At 56.6% G+C, this 16,191-nt stretch carries 12 protein-coding genes and 1 tRNA gene; 7 read left to right on the top strand and 6 right to left on the bottom strand.

The window, feature by feature from the left end; translation table 11 throughout:
* Nucleotides 1-17: 17 nt before the first annotated feature.
* Nucleotides 18-1,451: an NAD(P)-dependent oxidoreductase gene (locus ACR3EN_RS06085; protein ID WP_480825785.1), complete on the bottom strand. Its 1,434-nt coding sequence runs from the start codon at nt 1,449-1,451 to the stop codon at nt 18-20.
* 230 nt (nt 1,452-1,681) lie between these two features.
* Here ACR3EN_RS06085 and ACR3EN_RS06080 point away from each other — a divergent pair, with 230 nt between their 5' ends.
* Nucleotides 1,682-2,485, top strand: coding sequence for an undecaprenyl-diphosphate phosphatase (locus ACR3EN_RS06080; RefSeq protein ID WP_480825783.1), 804 nt, complete (start codon nt 1,682-1,684; stop codon nt 2,483-2,485).
* On the opposite strand, the gene ACR3EN_RS06075 is transcribed toward ACR3EN_RS06080, so the two are convergent.
* Complete coding sequence (locus ACR3EN_RS06075) at nt 2,486-3,469, bottom strand: complex I NDUFA9 subunit family protein (protein ID WP_480871203.1); 984 nt, start codon at nt 3,467-3,469, stop codon at nt 2,486-2,488. It abuts the gene before it with no gap.
* A gap of 196 nt (nt 3,470-3,665) precedes the next feature.
* Between ACR3EN_RS06075 and ACR3EN_RS06070 the strand changes: the two genes are divergently transcribed.
* The 4 genes from ACR3EN_RS06070 (at nt 3,666) to ACR3EN_RS06055 (ending at nt 6,213) form a co-directional block, all read left to right on the top strand.
* Nucleotides 3,666-3,752, top strand: a tRNA-Leu gene (locus tag ACR3EN_RS06070).
* A 439-nt stretch (nt 3,753-4,191) separates the two neighbouring features.
* Nucleotides 4,192-4,731, top strand: a complete 540-nt coding sequence (locus tag ACR3EN_RS06065; protein WP_480871201.1) for a hypothetical protein — start codon at nt 4,192-4,194, stop codon at nt 4,729-4,731.
* Between the two features lie 35 nt (nt 4,732-4,766).
* On the top strand, nt 4,767-5,141 hold the full coding sequence (locus ACR3EN_RS06060) for a VOC family protein (RefSeq protein ID WP_480825777.1): 375 nt from the start codon (nt 4,767-4,769) through the stop codon (nt 5,139-5,141).
* Between the two features lie 811 nt (nt 5,142-5,952).
* Complete coding sequence (locus tag ACR3EN_RS06055; protein ID WP_480825775.1) at nt 5,953-6,213, top strand: hypothetical protein; 261 nt, start codon at nt 5,953-5,955, stop codon at nt 6,211-6,213.
* Nucleotides 6,214-6,540: 327 nt separating this feature from the next.
* On the opposite strand, the gene ACR3EN_RS06050 is transcribed toward ACR3EN_RS06055, so the two are convergent.
* Nucleotides 6,541-7,173: a DUF2306 domain-containing protein gene (locus ACR3EN_RS06050; protein WP_480825773.1), complete on the bottom strand. Its 633-nt coding sequence runs from the start codon at nt 7,171-7,173 to the stop codon at nt 6,541-6,543.
* 145 nt (nt 7,174-7,318) lie between these two features.
* Complete coding sequence (locus tag ACR3EN_RS06045) at nt 7,319-9,031, bottom strand: adenylate/guanylate cyclase domain-containing protein (protein ID WP_480861352.1); 1,713 nt, start codon at nt 9,029-9,031, stop codon at nt 7,319-7,321.
* Between the two features lie 501 nt (nt 9,032-9,532).
* Between ACR3EN_RS06045 and ACR3EN_RS06040 the strand changes: the two genes are divergently transcribed.
* Nucleotides 9,533-10,312, top strand: a complete 780-nt coding sequence (locus ACR3EN_RS06040) for a methyltransferase domain-containing protein (protein ID WP_480825769.1) — start codon at nt 9,533-9,535, stop codon at nt 10,310-10,312.
* Nucleotides 10,313-10,982: 670 nt separating this feature from the next.
* Entirely contained in the window at nt 10,983-14,147 is a 3,165-nt protein-coding gene (locus tag ACR3EN_RS06035) for a glycosyltransferase family 2 protein (RefSeq protein ID WP_480825767.1), read from the top strand.
* Here ACR3EN_RS06035 and ACR3EN_RS06030 read toward each other — a convergent pair.
* Both ACR3EN_RS06030 and ACR3EN_RS06025 read right to left on the bottom strand, forming a co-directional pair.
* Complete coding sequence (locus ACR3EN_RS06030) at nt 14,144-15,184, bottom strand: glycosyltransferase family 2 protein (protein WP_480871199.1); 1,041 nt, start codon at nt 15,182-15,184, stop codon at nt 14,144-14,146. The two genes, ACR3EN_RS06035 and ACR3EN_RS06030, sit on opposite strands and share 4 nt — an antisense overlap.
* A 10-nt stretch (nt 15,185-15,194) precedes the next feature.
* On the bottom strand, nt 15,195-16,184 hold the full coding sequence (locus tag ACR3EN_RS06025; protein WP_480825763.1) for a C45 family autoproteolytic acyltransferase/hydolase: 990 nt from the start codon (nt 16,182-16,184) through the stop codon (nt 15,195-15,197).
* Nucleotides 16,185-16,191 lie beyond the last annotated feature (7 nt).

Genomic DNA, 16,191 nt, shown 5'->3' with positions numbered 1-16,191 from the left:
GCTCCTGATCGCTGGGCTTATTCGGCTGCAACAGCCGCTTTGGCATTGAACCGGTCGATGATCGCATCGGCGCAGTCGCGGCCATCGCGGATCGCCCACACGACCAAAGAGGCCCCGCGCACGATGTCGCCGATGGCATAGACGCCATCCATCTCGGTCTCGCCGGTCTGGAATGCCGCCTTGACGGTGCCCCAGCGGGTCACGGGCAGGTCGGGCTGACCGAACAGCGTGGGCAGATCTTCGGGCTCAAAACCCAAAGCTTTGATCACCAGATCGGCGTCTTCGACATAATCGGCACCTTCGATAACTTCAGGTGCCTGACGACCCGACGCATCCGGCTGTCCCAGACGCATTTTCTGCACCATCACGCCGGTCACCTTGTCATCGCCAGTGAACCCTTTGGGCGCGCTGAGCCATTCAAAGATCACGCCTTCTTCCTCGGCGTTCTGCGTCTCGCGCTGCGAGCCCGGCATATTGGCCCGGTCACGACGGTACAGGCATTTGACCGAGGTCGCGCCCTGACGGATCGAGGTGCGCACGCAATCCATCGCGGTATCGCCGCCGCCGATGACCACGACCTTCTTGCCATCTGCATTCAGACGGCCATTGTCGAAATCTTCCACCGCGTCACCAAAGCTTTTGCGGTTCGAGGCGGTCAGGAAGTCGATGGCCTTTTCGATGCCTGCCAGCCCGCTGCCGGGCATGGTCAGATCACGGGATTTGTAAACACCGGTCGCGATGATCACAGCGTCATGCTTTGCACGAATTTCTTCGAATTTCGTGGCGTCGACGTCGCAGTTCAGCTCGAACGTCACACCGCCATCGGCCAGCAGATCATTGCGGCGCTGCACGATGTCCTTTTCCAGCTTGAAGCCGGGGATACCGTACATCAACAGCCCTCCGGCGCGGTCATAGCGGTCATAGACCGTGACCTGAACACCCGCCCGGCGCAGCATATCCGCCGCCGCCAGACCACCGGGCCCACCGCCAATGATACCAACGCTCTCGCTACGCTCAACACCGGGTACGACGGGTTTCACCCAACCTTTGTCCCAGGCGGTGTCGGTGATGTATTTCTCGATCGAGCCGATGGTGACCGTGCCGTGACCCGATTGCTCAATGACGCAATTGCCTTCACACAGACGATCCTGCGGACAGATACGCCCGCAGATCTCGGGAAACGTATTGGTGGCCTGACTGGTTGCATAAGCCTCGGCCAACCGCCCAGTCGCCGTGAGGTTCAGCCAGTCCGGGATGTTGTTGTGCAACGGACAATGCGACTGGCAATAGGGTACACCGCACTGGCTGCACCGGCTGGCTTGCTCAGCCGCTTTCTCGGCAGCATATTCTGCATAGATTTCATCAAAGTCTTCCTTGCGGTCACCCGCGGCACGCTTTTCGGGCATGTCACGGTCGATCTGCACAAATTTCAGCATCGGTTGCTTGGCCACGGGTCGGACTCCATGAATTGGCTAGGTTCGGCTTCTTTACGGGAAGCCTTTCGGGATTAAAAGTCAGCAATATTGACCTATATATAAGAAACACTAGGAAACAGCATGCAAAATAAGCAGATATCCTGATTTTTAGTTCCGATTCGGACCTATTTGAACTCTTTCCTTTCGCACACCGCACTTATACCCATAGTTCATAAGAAAAACGACCATAGCGCAGAGCCGAGCAGATGAGCTTATTCCACCTGATTCTCGTGGCGATCATTCAGGGCGTCACCGAGTTTCTGCCCGTGTCCTCTTCGGGCCATCTGATCCTTCTGCCGCTTCTCACCGGAATCGATGACCAAGGGCTGGCGATAGACGTCGCGGTCCACGTCGGAACGCTGGGGGCTGTCGTTCTGTACTTCCGAGAGGACGTCATGCGCGCCCTGTCGGGATTGCCGGACGCATTGCGGGGCCGTTCCGAGCAGCCCGAAGCACGGCTTGCCCTGGGCCTGATCGTTGCGACCATTCCGACGGTGGTGGCTGGTGCAGTCCTGTATTTGACCGGGTTGCAGCACGCCCTGCGCTCGATTGCGGTGATCGGCTGGGCAATGCTTGGCTTTGGCCTGCTACTGTATTGGTCGGATCAAAAAGGGGCGCAGACGAGAAAGGCGGTCGACTGGAGCCTGCGTGACGCGGTCATCATGGGACTGTGGCAAATGCTGGCCCTGATACCGGGCACGTCGCGCTCGGGCATCACGATTACAGGTGCACGGCAACTGGGCTATGATCGCGAGGACGCCGCGCGGATTGCAATGCTGATGTCCATCCCGACCATTCTGGCCTCGGGCGCGTTGCTATCCGTTGATGTTCTCGGACAATTCGATGTGCAACTGCTCAAAGACAGCGCAATTGCGGCGCTCTTTGCGTTTGTCGCTGCGCTCATCGCACTCAGCCTGATGATGCGCTTGTTACGCAGCGTGAGCTTTACGCCCTACGTTATATATCGCGTCATACTGGGTGCGGTTCTGCTGATCATCGCTTACAGCTGATCAGATCCGCAGGTTCTTTGCCGAATCTTGAATCTCATCATACTGACCCGAAGGGCGGAATTTCCAAAGATAGTCCGGCAAAACCGACTCAAGCGTCGTAGGCTCGATCCCCAGATCAGCAAAGCCTTTGGCCCCCTCCGACACCACATTGTCGCGCCGCAGATTCCTGAGTTGGTCACGGGTCAGGATCGGATTGGGAAACAGCTGAAAGCTGACGAATTTCAGAATATCCAGACCGCCCGCCATGATTTTGGCGATCCAGAACGGCATACCAATAATGATCCGACGCCGATGGATAACGCCCAGCATCTGCTGCATCAGAGCCCGGAAGGTTTTGGTTTCCGGTCCACCCAACTCGTAAACACCCGGCTGGGCCTTGCCCAACACGCCCAACACCGCGGCCTGTGCCACATCATCGACATAGACGGGCTGGAACCGGGTCTCGGCCCCGACCAGAGGCAAGAACGGGCTCATCCGAGTCATCCCGGCAAAGCGGTTGAAGAACTGGTCCTCAGTGCCGAAGATAACCGATGGGCGCAGAATAACGGCGTCTGGCATGTGCTGCAGCACGGCAGCTTCGCCCTGTGCCTTGGTCCGCGCATAGTGGCTGTCTGACTCAGCATCAGCGCCGATCGCCGAAATATGCACCATTCTGCCAATACCCTGCGCGGCAGCAAGGCGTGCAATTCGCGCGGCTCCGTCGGCCTGAACCGCATCGAACGCGTTCTTTCCCAGCTCATTCAGAACGCCCACGCAGTTCACCACCGCATCAACACCATGCATGGCAGCCGCAACCGAGGCATCATCACGAATGTTGCACAAGATGGGCTCAACCTGCCCGACAGCGCCATAGGGCTTGACGAACATCGCCTCATTCGGGCGTCGCACCGCCACGCGGACGCGCCATCCTTCGGCTGCCATACGGCGCGCGATGTAGCGGCCAACAAAGCCCGATCCACCGTAAATCGTGACCAACTTGGACATGATGGTGCTCCTGCTGTCTGGGTCAGGTTTGATCTAGCGCCCAAGCGCGCGGCGAACAAGGCGCAATAACGCCGCGTGCTCGTGAAATTCGGACCTGGGGACCGTTCTGATCGGGCTGCTTCAAAAAACTTTCAAAACGGGCGCGAATCTGGTTGACGCCCCCCGCCAGTCAGCTTAAACGCCCCCCACGACACCTGCCCAGGTGGCGGAATTGGTAGACGCGCTAGCTTCAGGTGCTAGTGTCCGTATGGACGTGGAGGTTCGAGTCCTCTCCTGGGCACCATGTTTCTCCCTATGACATCGGAATTTATTTGCTTTCTTGGGTGGCCGTCTGACATCCACTGATTTATCCCCCGAATCATTGTTGATTGAATGTCTGATTTGGTTGGTGGACACTCAGAGCATTACTCCGTTTCTAGGGACCAGGCAGCAGATACAGCTCATGCAGACAGCACCTACTAAGTACAAATCGCGCAAAAAATGGGGCGGTGATGGCGCCAGAGCGGTTTAAATGGCAAAATCCGCGCTGGGCCTTAGCAACCCTGATTTGGCCGAAATGACCGGATTGCATTGAAACACCTTGAACAAGCTCCATCAGGGCGAGGGTAATGCCTCTACTGTTAAACATCTTAGGCTAGCGCTTGACGCCCAGGGCATTCAGTTTCTGGGCTAAGGCGACACGGCCAATGGGGTCGGGTGGTGCTTTCAAAGAAAGGTTTCGAATGAGTGTTAGAAACGCCATCAAGCACACCGCAATGCTGTATGCCTTGTTGCTGCCTAGTGTAGCGATAGGTGCACCTGATTGGACCTGCATAGAGCCAGCACTGCTAAATGAATTGGACCTCAAGTTAGACTTCCAGGACGACTTTGCCGAGACGGTATCTGTCGAGCGCCCAGATTTTGCTGAGGTTGCATCATTGGGCGCGGAAGCTTCTAAAGTTAGCTTTTCAATGCGACTCTCTCGAATAGTCTGGCTTTGGGAAAATGATCCTGAAAGGTTTGCTGAGCCCGATGCCTTCTGGGTACTCGAATGGGGCGAAGATGACATGGATCAGTGGCTTGATGCGGACCCAAGCAACCTTGCCCAGGAGGCACGCTTTGAGAAATTGCAAGCGTCCTTGCGCGACCATCCCAACTTGCCTGAGTTCCGAAGCTATGTTTCGGACAACAGAACCGTCAGCCCTTATCTGGAATTGTACACGGCATTCGGGGACGAGATTCGAGCCGCGCGGGACAGTATAGCGAGCTGTTACTCGCCTTAGGCTGTTGAGATCAGAACGAGTCATAGGGAATAGGTATGGGATTGCTAGCTTTTGACCACGTAAACGTGCGCACCACACACCTTGAGGATATGGTTGAGTGGTACGGGCAAGTACTGGGCCTGTATCCTGGGAAACGACCCGCTTTCAACTTCCCAGGGGCATGGCTGTATCTGGGCAGTACAGCCGTCGTACATCTGGTCGGAGTAGGTGAAGAACCTGCGGTTGGAGCAAACCCATCACTGGAACACTTTGCTTTCAAGGCTGATGACTTCGAAGCTTTCGTTGATAAGCTAAGAAGGATTGGTATTGCCCACACCATTGATCCGGTACCGGGGATGCAGCTTGTACAGGTCAATCTATGTGACTTCGACGGCAATCACATTCACGTCGACTTCGAAACCGACAGTTAATTGAAGCTCAACCCCATTTGGGAGCCAACCGATATAAGTGTTTGTAAATCAATTGAACTTTTCCCAGCTTCTCACTAAACTGGAGCTTACCAGCATTCACATTCAGTGTCGCGGCAATCTGCCGGGATATCCATTTGACTCCGTGTGCAACAACTTGTCGCTCGTCTGAGCTTTGAGTGTGCGCAGACACATCCGCCTAGCAATCTGCGATATGCGGACCTGTGCGGGACAATATTGCGTCTGGGCCGGAGACGGCATTGAGGGAGGAAATTCATCCATGAAGTGCGTTTTTAAACTAGGTGTGCCAGTCGTCATCTCAGCGTTCCTGTCAGCTTGTGATCTCGGGCCGAACGGTTTTGGAACCGCGCCTCCGGGTGTGTCGCAGTCAGAATGGGACGCCCAACAAAAGGCTAAACGCGAAGCCTACAATAGATGCATGAGTGGTCCAAGGCCGGGTGGTGGCACAGAGAGATGTGATGCGCTCAGGTGAGGTCCGTTACCAGGTCTCGGTTTAAACGGGTGCATTCAAAGCCCATTGATAAAGACCCTGCACGGCTTGCTAGTGTTCCAGTAACCTCCTGAGCGGTTTCGTTAAAGTTGAGAAGCTAGCAAAAAGAACGTGGGAATACTGGTTCCAGTATAGCCCGGTACAAATAGGCCCAATCTGGTTAAGCGTTTCAAAATTGAACGCAGCGAACATGAACGCAAGATGAATGGCACGTTCTCGAGGAGTTCAGCCGTAAACGGTTAAACTGTATTCGTGGTCTCGGTTTCGAGCCACTGTTGTTCAACAATTGTGGGGGTAAATACTATGAATAATTCCAAACTAGCGATCATCAGCTTCATTGCAGCATCTCTGGCTTTTACAGCCCCGGTTTACGCTGTGGATGAAAGTGACAATCCTGACCCACCGTCTGAAACCAAGAAAGGCGATAACGGCTGGGGAAATGGCGCGGATACCACGAACGCAGGTAGTTTTTCTGGTGGTACACGTTCGTCAAAGAGCACGAACGGCGGCTCGCGCAACGACAGGAACTATCCATCGGCGCTTGATAAATTCAACGGGCGGTAACCCGAAACTGCTATAGACAAAAGATAGGCGGCACTGGTCGCCCATTTCGTATCTTGCCGATGCAAATTCCATTCGGATCTGAACGCTGTTGAGATTCTCGCGACGTCTTGAGGTTTCAGCAGAGGTCAAAGCCAACATAATGCTGGATTCAACAAGCGCCTTTCAAGGCAACAGGAAATTCCCCACTGGTCCACAAATACAAGAAACCGGCCGACCGCAAATCGCGGGGCAGCCGATTTGGGAATGCTCCGCAGTTAAACTCGCTCAATTCTAAGCCCGTCAAAAGGTGTCCCTATCTGCGACGCTTTGGTGAGCAGTAATCACCTTTTACGGATTGGGCCTTAACTTTGATGGCTGTTTTAGACGCCAGACCGCATACTCACCCGCGGCCAAATGGCACCAAAAAAGCGCCCAGAGGATTGAGCCATAGACAAGTGGAAATGTATCGTACCAGGCCCGGTCGCCGAACAGAAACGCTACAAACAGCGACAAGCGCGCGGTAACAAAGAGAAAGGCAAAGGAATAGCTCATGATCGCATAGTAGGATACATCTCCGCGTGGCTTCCGCGCGGCAGCGGATACAAGCTTTAGGGTAAAGTAGATCCATACCGCAGACCCAGCTCCATAGGCCGATACGATCAGCGGCGTTACATGATAGCCAATAGTAATGATCAGCGCGCATATCGCACAAATCAATGATGCGATCACATACACAACCCCAATCCGCATATGCCACTTTGACCCCGGCGCGATGGAAATCGCCAAAGCGCCAGACAAAAGCGTGACTATCCCTGCCGGTATATGAACGACAAAAACACAGATATTCTTGGCATCCAGAGCGTGGTGCGTGAAGTTGTCGTAATACCTGAATATCGGATACCCAACACCTATGATTTCTTCCAGGCGCAGCGCTGCGAAAACCGAAAAACAGATCGCAACAAAAAAGATGGCTTTGCGCATGTGCAACTCGCTCCTGCGGAAACCGAATAAGTAGATCATATGTGAACAGGTATCTTGGGTGTTTCAGTACCTCAATTCCAGTTGTGTCTGACGATGCTCATTTAACGTTGGTTTAAAAGACCAATTTAGCAATCCTGTCACGAATTCACTTTGGAAGACCTGCTTTTAACCACCCTTCACGCCACTCATTTGCACAAGCAGGAACCGAAAAAAGCGGCATTTGGCTCTGTGCTGCGGTGGCGGTCAGTTCGGGGCGCAATGCCAGCAGATCCGCAACCGCCTTTTGGGCAGCGTTCTCCTCGGAAAGTTGTCCTAAAGATGCAATCAGCATCAGGTGGCTCATAACAAAGCTTGACCGAATTGCGAGGGCTTCGCGGCACGCCTGAGCCGCTTTTTCGTATTGGCCAAGATGGAAGAGTGCACTTGCTTGAGCAACATAGCCAGCGTAGCGCAACGGATCATATGGGCTGAGTTCGACAGAGTGTTTCGCATGTTTCAGCGCTTCTTCTGGCCGATCAAGAAGAAAAAGATTTACCGATGCCAGCATATGAACTGTTGCAGCGTTGGGGTTTTGTTCAAGCGCCTGCTTGAAAGCCAATCGTGCACGCGGCAGGTCGCGCGCAAGCATTGAGATCGAGTGCGCCGCATATGCCATAGCGACACCGTCTGCCCGATCGCTATGCAGGACCTGTTCGGCGGCTTTCACAGCGTCCTGCGGACCGGCACCTACAGGCTCCAACCCTTGCACCATCCGCTGAATATGCAGCCAGGCCAATAACCCGGATGCGGCGGCATAGTCAGGATCTCGATCCAGCGCCAAGGTCGTCAGCCTAATAGCCTCGCGGTTGTCTTCATCGGTTAGAAGATGGAAATGCGATTGGGCCCGCAGGTAAAGCTCATATGCTTCGAGATTGTTGGTTGGTTTCGACCGCGCGCGTTTTGTTTCTGCCTGTCGCAGCGACGGTTCAATTGCCGTTACGACCTCAAGCGTAACTCTGTCCTGAAGGTCGAAAACGTCGTCGAGCACGCCATCAAAACGATCTGCCCAGAGATGGCTGCCGTCTTCTGCATCAATCAACTGGCCCGTAATTCGGACGCGCTGACCCGCACGTCTGACCGACCCTTCGAGCACATAGCGCACTCCAAGCGCTCGACCGACTTCTCGGACATCTGTGCTTTTACCTTTGAACGTGAAAGACGAATTTCGGGCCACGACCATCATCCAGCTAAAGCGAGACAGCTCTGTAATGATGTCTTCGGTTATGCCGTCCGCAAAGAACTCTTGGTCGGGATCGGCTGACATATTGTCGAACGGAAGAACGGCGATCCCGGGTTTGAATTTCTCGTTCTTTGATAAATTGGCTGAAGTTCCCTTTGGCCAGCACCACACCGCAACACGACGCGTGATATTTTTTAGTTCGGCCTGTTCTCCACCGTCGAAACGCGACGCGCCAGTGCGGTCGAGGCTATTATGCGACGTATCTGACATCAGAATTTGATCCGGCTCGGCCAATGCTTCCAGGCGAGCGGCAACATTTATTCCATCACCGAAAATGTCATCACCATCAGTCACCACTTCACCTGTATGAATACCAATTCGAAGCTTTATGCTGTTTGGTTTCAGCGATGACTGGATCGCGATCGCGAATTCTGCGGCATCGGATGAGGATTGAAATTCGGCGATCCATCCGTCGCCCATGCTTTTGATCAATTTGCCTTTATGGGCTACCAGCAATGGCTGGAGGGTTTCTTCGCGGAACGATCTTAGCGCAACGAATGTACCCTGCCGGTCTCGATCCATGAGCGCTGAGTAACCGACAACATCTGCCGCAAGCACCGTAGTAAGTCGTGTATCCACTCTTAGCCCCCCCGTCGCTCAATACTTAACGTGACTTGCTAACTCTGTCAGCATTACAGGGGTGTCGTTGCGCTCGGGTCGGAGCATCTTCCAGTTCAACAATAAGGTGGCTTGGCTGGACAGGGTGACGGCCTCGAAGCCAACAGTCGATGGCGAAGTTGAACAAAGCAAGGCCGCGTGGATTGCCCATAAGTTCACGTCGAGTACAGATCGCTCACACCTGTTTTGGCGGCAGTGGACGTTTCCATCCGGCAATCTGCCCTTTGCCAAAGGCTTGCGCTTCGAATGGACTGCGGGAGGTTAGACTGTTGGCACTATTTGCCCTCCAATCCCCATTATCTGCACGGACGGCTAGGCGCTCAAGCGAGCTTAACAACCGTTTTGTGCAGCGAACCAAATGGGCGTAAGCTACACGCGCTTTGTTAGACCTTGAGCCCGAAACAGACTTTTCTGCTCCGATGTGCTAGAACTTTCACATTGTGAAGGGTTCGAAGGATTTTCATGCTTGCTTTTGATGCCGAAACTACTCGACGTCTGGACTTCGTCTATTTGGGGGCAGACGTCACAAGACGGCGCCAAGGTTCATTCGATGCGCTCAGACCTGGCCCGGGCGAAACGATTGTCGATATCGGCTGCGGCAATGGTTTGTTGACCGCAGAGCTTGCGCGCGCCGTGGGCAGCACAGGTCGTATTGTTGGAGTCGATCCAAGCAACGATATGCGGCAATCGGCACTTGAACGGTGCCGGGAATTTAGTTGGGTCGAAATTATCGATGGTTCGGCAGACAGCCTCCCTCTTGAAGCAAGCTCAGCGGATAAGGCGGTTTCGGTTCAGGTCTTCGAATACCTGGATGACATCCCGGCGGCTGTGTCCGAAGCCCGCCGAATTCTAAAGCCCGAAGGCAGATTGGTCGTCGGAGACATTCATTTTGACAGTCTGGTTTGGCACAGCGATCAGCCAGATAGAATGGCTCGAATGATTGACGCTTGGGACCACCATTTTTCCGAGCGCGGAGTGCCTGCACTACTGCCTTCCATTTTGAATGAATCTGGTTTCTTGGTAGATTCGATCAATCCAATTACGATTTGCGATACGCAACTGAAGCCTGATGGCTTGGCCAATATGATGATCGTTCTGATGAGTGGATTTGCCGTGGCCAAGAACCTTGTTCCAGCACAAGAAGCAAGAGAATGGGCCGAGGAGCAACGTGCCTTAGCCAACACTGGGCAATTCTTCTTCTCTCTGACGCACTTTGTTGTCAGCGCCCGCAAGGTTGTTTGATCCGCACCGAATACGGAACGGTGTTTGGTGGTGAAGTTGTGCGATGAACTTTCGAAATCAGCAGATCTGGGCCGTTGTATCGGGCGGCTCAAAGCGGCAAATCGACCGGGTGCAGCCGTTCTGCAGTCGCAACCCACTTAGCCGCCGTTTGCGGGGTGAACTTGGGACGCCGCGTACCGGAACGCCACTGAACGGACGCGTCGTGTCAGCTCTCCAACTCAGAGGAGATGTCTTCAGCTTCTATCCAGTCTCTCAACGCCGCATCTTTGGATCATCTGTAATGTCAGTAATACATGCCCGTTGGCGCCCGACACAAAGAGTGTAAAGAGACTCAGGATCTGCGTCCTGACGCAGTTTAGTCTCAAACTCGCGCGCAGCAGGCACTTGATGCGTGATCCAGTTTTCCGGCGATCTGCCGCGCATCCGCGCGTGGTTTGGTCTTATCATGTCGCCCTCAACTCAGTTTGGTGCGCGTCGATCTGTGCCAGCTTGCTACGCCTTTGCGTTCGGTATGTACCTTAGATCACGCCAACCCTGTGCCAGAGACGTTTTATTCCCTCCGTCTCCGGCTGGCTTTCTGGACGCCCCCGCCACGATCCACTAGAGTTCTCAAAAAATAAACCGCTTTAGGTCTACCAAAGCGAACCGCGGCGAGGTTTCAGAGCGTGACATGACAGAGCTTCATCAAATCGGCATGCTGTGGATGCGCGGCTCGCTGAGCTTTCTTGAGCAGCTTTGCGTGCAGTCTTTCCTCGATGCGGGGCACCACACGATCCTCTATACTTACGAGGACGTCGATCGCGTGCCAGACGGGGTCGAGTTTCGCGACGCCGCCGACATCCTGCCGGAAACCGGATTTCTGGTGCATGAGCGCACAGGCTCGCCAGCACTGCATTCCGATCTGTTCCGATATCACATGCTGCACGGCGCGGATCGGGTGATCTGGGCCGACACGGACGCCTATTGTCGCAAGCCGTTCGTCACCGAGACCGGGCATTTCTTTGGCTGGGAAAGCAAGAAACACATCAATGGCGGCGTGTTGGGCCTGCCCCGCGACAGCGAGGCGCTGGGCCTGCTGCTGGATCATTGCTCGGACGAGTTCGCCATTCCCACATGGTATGGCGCGGACTACGTCAAAGAGCTGGAGGAGAAGAAGGCAGCCGGAAACCCGGTCCACGCAGGCGAACAGCCCTGGGGGGTCTGGGGCCCTCATGCGGTTTCGCATTTCCTGCATAAGACGGGCGAGGATCGCTATGCGTTCGCGCAGGATGGGCTGTATCCCTACACGTTCAAAGACCGGCGCAAGATCGTCAAGCCCAACAACCGGATCAGCGACTACGTCACCGACAACACCTATTCGGTGCACCTTTACGGGCGGCGGATGCGCAAGTTTCTGGCCGAGCAATACAAAGGCCTACCCGATCCGACCGGCCTGCTTGGACAGCTGCTGATCAAGCACAAGATCAACCCGCTGGATGCGCCCTTGCGTGATTATCCGAACCCCGATCCCGACAGCGCCTTTGCCCGGGTCTTCCGGGACGAAATCGGCGGCAAACAATATGCCTCGACCACGCCTGTAATCCGGGATGCGGCACCGCTCAACTCGGTTGTCGGTGTGACAACGATGAAGAACGAAGGCCCCTATATTCTGGACTGGGTCGCCTATCACCTGTGGCTGGGCTTCACCCATTTCCTGATTTACACCAACGACTGCTCGGACGGCACGAACGAAATACTGGACGTTCTGGCCCAACAGGGGCTGGTCACCCGCGTCGACAACCCCGCGCGCATCGACAAGGGCGAGCGCCCGCAGCGCGTGGCACTGGCGCTGGCGCAGGACCATCCGGTGATCCAGTCGGCGGATGCCTACATGGTGTTCGACGTCGATGAATATATCAACATCCACACGCCCGAGGGCACGTTGCGGTCGCTGATGGAGGCCACCGGTAACCCCGAGATGATCTCGATGACCTGGCGATTCTTCGGCTGTTCCGGCGTGGCCGATTTCGACGACAGCCCGGTGCCACTGCAATTCGACCGCTGCGCCCCGCTCAAAGTGCGGTTTCCCCATCACAACTGGGGTTTCAAGACCTTTGCGCGCAGGCCGTCAAGCTATTCGAAATTCGGCATCCACCGCCCGCTGAACCCCAGCACAGATACCATGCCCCACTGGGTTAACGGATCGGGCGCCCAGATGCCGGACCGGTATCATGAGAAAGGCTGGCGGTCGTCGCTGGAAAGCTGGGGCTATGATCTGGTGACGCTGAACCATTACTCGATCCGCTCGCTGGACAGCTATCTGGTGAAACGTGACCGGGGGCGCACCAATCATATCAACCGCGAACAGGGTATCGGGTATTGGAACATCCATAACCGAAATGACGAACAGGACGGGTCGATCCGCACCCATTTCGAAAAGGCCCGGCCGCTGCGCGTCAGCCTGATCTCGGACCCGCGGTTGGCCGAATTGCACGTGGCAAGCTGCAACTGGCACCGGGCGCGCGCCAACGCGTTGAAGGACCTGCCCGAGTACAATCAGCTTTATCAAATCCTGTCTCAGGATATCCTGTCGCATCGCGTTTCAGACGAGGTCCAGCCAGATTTTGCGCCGCTGACGCCCGCCACGCTGACCGGCGAGCCCTTTGTCAGCAAAGTACCCAAGCCGCCAATGCCGGAAGAGGATATTCCGCAGACCCAGTCTCATCCCATCTTGTTGGGCGCCGACGCGCAGGAGGCTTATGAAAGTGTCCGCAAACGGGCCGAGACACTGTTTTCGCCGCTTGCACCCGCGACCCCGCTGTCGCGCGACAGGATCACCCTTGTCACCACGATGCGGAACGAAGCCCCCTTTGTGCTGGAATGGGTCGCCTATCACCGCTCGATCGGAGTGACGGATTTCCTGATCTACACCAATGACTGCACCGATGAGACGGTCGCGTTGCTGGACCGGCTGCAGGCGCTGGGATATGTGACGCGGCTGGACAATCCGTTCAAGGCCGACAAGGGACAGAAGCCGCAGCGCGGTGCGCTGAACCATGCGATCACTCATCCTCTGATCTCAGAGGCGGATTGGTATATGTGCATGGATTGTGACGAATTCATCAATATCCATGTGGGCGAGGGCACCCTGCCGGACCTGTTTGCCGCGATGAACGAACCCAACCTGATCTCGATGACCTGGAAGCTGTTCGGCAATGCAGGCGTCACCGATTTCCAGGATAGCTGGATCATCGAGACCTTTGATCGCTGCGCGCCGCAATTCATCCCGAAGCCGCGCATGGGCTGGGGCTTCAAAACGCTGGTCCATAAATCCGCGCCTTACGGCAAGATCGGCGTTCACCGACCGCTGGACCCGGATCACGAGCGCCTCTCTGAGGTGCGCTGGGTCAATGGCGCGGGACGCGAGATGCCGCAGCAGGTCCATGCCTCGAACAGTTGGCGGTCGACCAAGCGGTCGCTGGGCTATGATATGGTGACGCTGAACCATTACACCCTGCGATCCGCCGACAGCTATTTGGTCAAGCGGGATCGGGGCCGGGTGAACCATGTGGATGAGGACATGGGCGGCTATTACTGGGATCGCCGGAACTATAACAGTGAACGCGATGATCGTATCTGCCGGCACGTGCCGCGCGCCCGCGCGGAGTTGGACCGGATGATGGCGGACCCGCAGGTTGCGGCGCTACACCGGTCCGGCGTCGAGACGCACAAGCGCAAGGTGGCGGAACTGAAGGCGCTGCCCGAATATGCGCGGCTCTATGAAAAGATTTCCGCACCCGACCAGCCGGACGCGATTTTCATGCCCGAACGCACCGAAGCCGAGGTCGCCGACTAACGCTGTTTCTCGGCGTGGATCGCCTGACGGATCGACATCAGTTGGCCCCACATGCGTCGCTGGGCGGCCATCGGCAGTACGCGGGTGGGGCCGATCTGGCAGATGCGGGCATAGGTGTGGAACATATCCGATTGCTGCAGCAGAGCCCGGATCCGTGCCTGTCGCCATGCGACGGCCCGGATGTGCAGCCGGTCCAGCTCGGGGTCAGCGCGCAGCTCGGCGATGCCTTGGGCAATGGCATCAGCGTGGCGCAGGATCGCGGTATCCTCGACCTGATTGAAATCGCGGTCGATCCAATAGGCCAGATCAATCGGATCCTCGCTGTGATTGGGGCGGCCCCGTTCGGCCTTGACCAGATAGTTCTCGACCGCGCCCAGCGCATAATGGTTCAGCTGCGCCAGCCCGTATCGGGGGGCGACGCTGGGGATGACCGTGCCGGGGACGGCGGGCGCCGGGTCGCCATTGCCGTCGACCATGGTGAAGGCGGCCCCGTCCTGCAATCGGGGCCGGTGTACGCCCAGCCGATCCAGACGGTGGTCGGCGCGGAACAGGGTCTTGAACTGCACCGCACGCCACGGCCACAGCAGCGTTTCGGGGGCCGCGCGGGTGAACAGACCCGTCACCGGCTGATCCTGAAACGCCACCTGCTGATTGTGCCCGAACATACGCCACGGCACCGCAAAGGCGTCCGCGTCAGGGCGCGCGGCGATCAGATCGGCGATCTGGCCATCGCCCTGGTGAATGCACAGAAACTCATCCACATCCGAGACAAGTATCCAGTCGACCTGCGCCACAAGCCGGTGGTTCGAGGCGCGGCTGAGCGCCTGCCATTGCACCGTCTTCTTGCCCTTGCGCGGGTTGGGCTTGTGGCAGATGATCTTCAACGCGTGCAGACGGTCCAGAATGGCGTCGGTGCCATCGTCGCAATCATTGCTGAAGATCAGGAAATCGGTCACGCCGATGGCGCGGTGATAGGCGATCCATTCCAGAATGAACGGCCCCTCATTACGCATCGAGGTTACGATCAGGCAGCGCATTCCACTCACGTCAATACGCCGCCTCTGATGCTTCGGGCAGCAGCAGGCTCATCTCGCCTTCTGGGAAATCATCGAAGGACAGATCCCATGCCGCCCCGGGCCAGAGCAGTTGTAGCTGCTTTTTCGCTGGCCGGTAGACGGCGGTGTAAAGCGTGCCGAAGCCCGATTTGAACGCGGTTGAATAGAGCGGCGGGCGCAGGAAGGCGTCAATGAACCGCTTTTCGCTTTCGGGGTGCTGGTTCAGGCGGTTCAGCAGGAATCGCTCGCGTTCGACTGTTGCGGTGAACCGCGCGTGCTTGGACCATTCCACATGGCCCTGATGGTTCGTCGCCACCGGCACGTCCGAGATTTGCGGGTGCCGGTCGGGGGCGAGATACACCGTGCTGTGGTTATATTTCGCGTCCAGCACGGTGACGTTGTAACTCATGTGGCAGGGGATGCGGCAGAGGGCGTCAACCGCCTGGGCCGTGGTCTCGCAGGTCTGCAGCACATAGCGCAGGATCAAGGGGACGCCGAACCCGTCACCGACCTCGCGCCGTCCGCCGAAGGTCAGGGATACGGCCAGACCGGCATCGTTGATGCCGTCGAGCAGGCCCAGAATACCGTCGCTCATCCCGATCACGCCGCGCCCGTCCCAACGGGTTCTCAGCATCGCCGCATCGAAGGTTTTCGGGTGATAATCATAGTTGCGCACCAGAAACGGCGTCTTGCCGCGCCAGATCGCCTGGCTGCAGCCCGACAGGTATTTCGGCGGGCAATAGAAGCTGAGGAACCGCGCCTGACTGTCGCTGCCGCCGACCAGTTCGACCACCTGTTCATAGAGCGGCATGATCTCGGGCATGTGGCGTTCCAGCGCGCGCAGGCATTCGCGATAGGTGGGGCGGGCCGAATACCCCTCTTTCGCCCACCACTTACGGTAGGCGGGCCAGTATTCGGCAAACAGCCCGGCCAGCTTTGGACCGGGCTGCGCCTCATCGATTGAGCGAAATACAAGCGCCATGGGGCTT

The sequence above is a fragment of the Ruegeria sp. G7 genome, assembly GCF_056535465.1.
This window is presented reverse-complemented; position numbering and strand designations above follow the sequence as displayed.

What these genes read in the sequence shown, in the direction of transcription:
- ACR3EN_RS06050 (WP_480825773.1), bottom strand. Translation starts at nt 7,173, where the DNA reads ATGCGCAAAGCCATCTTTTTTGTTGCGATCTGTTTTTCGGTTTTCGCA.
- ACR3EN_RS06035 (WP_480825767.1), top strand. Translation starts at nt 10,983, where the DNA reads ATGACAGAGCTTCATCAAATCGGCATGCTGTGGATGCGCGGCTCGCTG.
- ACR3EN_RS06065 (WP_480871201.1), top strand. Translation starts at nt 4,192, where the DNA reads ATGAGTGTTAGAAACGCCATCAAGCACACCGCAATGCTGTATGCCTTG.
- ACR3EN_RS06030 (WP_480871199.1), bottom strand. Translation starts at nt 15,184, where the DNA reads ATGCGCTGCCTGATCGTAACCTCGATGCGTAATGAGGGGCCGTTCATT.
- ACR3EN_RS06025 (WP_480825763.1), bottom strand. Translation starts at nt 16,184, where the DNA reads ATGGCGCTTGTATTTCGCTCAATCGATGAGGCGCAGCCCGGTCCAAAG.
- ACR3EN_RS06060 (WP_480825777.1), top strand. Translation starts at nt 4,767, where the DNA reads ATGGGATTGCTAGCTTTTGACCACGTAAACGTGCGCACCACACACCTT.
- ACR3EN_RS06040 (WP_480825769.1), top strand. Translation starts at nt 9,533, where the DNA reads ATGCTTGCTTTTGATGCCGAAACTACTCGACGTCTGGACTTCGTCTAT.
- ACR3EN_RS06080 (WP_480825783.1), top strand. Translation starts at nt 1,682, where the DNA reads ATGAGCTTATTCCACCTGATTCTCGTGGCGATCATTCAGGGCGTCACC.
- ACR3EN_RS06055 (WP_480825775.1), top strand. Translation starts at nt 5,953, where the DNA reads ATGAATAATTCCAAACTAGCGATCATCAGCTTCATTGCAGCATCTCTG.
- ACR3EN_RS06075 (WP_480871203.1), bottom strand. Translation starts at nt 3,469, where the DNA reads ATGTCCAAGTTGGTCACGATTTACGGTGGATCGGGCTTTGTTGGCCGC.